We start from the raw sequence: 999 nt of genomic DNA on the forward strand, positions 1-999 counted from the left end.
CTGGCGGGCAAGGGTCAGTGGAGAGGAATGTGAGTGTAAAACCGGTTAGTGAGCAAAAGTTTGATGTGGTTGAGGGGGATAAGAGTACTAAGGGTACGGGTAAAGGTAAGTATGCTTATAATATGGTTGAAAATCCTGGTCCTTTAATTGATATTAATCCTAGTGCTGCTGGAACATTTAGAAGTGGAATGTATAATGTAATAAAACTTGAAAATGATACAGTTCTTTATCGTTCTGGAAAAGCCGGTGGTGGAAAAAATGCACTAGGTCAGTATTTCACCAGAGAGCCAGGCACGAGAATTGAAGGCCGTATTGATTCTGCAGTTAAGGCTCAGTGGATTGATCCTAACACTGGTGTTTTAACAGGTTCTTCACCATTAGATACAGTATATGCAATTAAAATACCTAAGGGTACCTTTATCTATGAAGGTCCAGCAGGTTATCAAGGAGGTATTTATTTAGGGGGAGGAAATCAAATATTTGTTCCTGAACCTTGGAAAATAAGAGGTGTAGAAGTTATATCTTCAAGTCCAATAAAATAGCCAAAGAGGGGTATATATGAAAAAAGATATACTGCAGACAAAAGAACTATATAAACAATTAATGACAATTTTGAATAAAGAGAGTGATAACGAAGTAAATTATATTATTAATCAATTAGAAAATGGTTTAAAATTAATTGATGAATATATTTATAACCAACCTGAAGAAAAAAATGACCTAAATCAACTATATTTACAATTAACAGAAATATATAAAAATATAAATCAACCTCGAGTTGGTTTATCTGACTATTTTATATGGAAAGATGATTATGATGAGAGGATGAAAGCAAATGAATCTTTAGATTCTATTAAAGATAGTCTTTATAAATTATTTAAAGATTATTGAATCAAAAGAAAAAGAGCCCACTTTGGGGGCTCTCAGCTTGTGGAGAAAGGTACTATATGTTTCTTCCACAAGCTTTTTTATTCTTTGTAATTTCTCTTTTTTCATCGA

The 999-nt window shown here is 32.9% G+C and carries 2 protein-coding genes; both read left to right on the top strand.

The features are described 5' to 3' along the window. Nucleotides 1-542: hypothetical protein (locus GJU40_RS20460; protein WP_212029925.1), on the top strand; the 542-nt coding region annotated here is incomplete at its 5' end. Nucleotides 543-558: 16 nt separating this feature from the next. After that, entirely contained in the window at nucleotides 559-891 is a 333-nt protein-coding gene (locus GJU40_RS20465) for a hypothetical protein (RefSeq protein ID WP_154309894.1), read from the top strand. The last annotated feature ends 108 nt before the right edge of the window (nucleotides 892-999 follow it).

Origin of the sequence: Metabacillus lacus, from assembly GCF_009674805.1 — a bacterium.
Taxonomy (GTDB): domain Bacteria; phylum Bacillota; class Bacilli; order Bacillales; family Bacillaceae; genus Metabacillus_C; species Metabacillus_C lacus.

Bases quoted from the DNA above. Each gene is read 5' to 3' on its own strand.
- GJU40_RS20465 (WP_154309894.1), top strand. From the start codon at position 559: ATGAAAAAAGATATACTGCAGACAAAAGAACTATATAAACAATTAATG.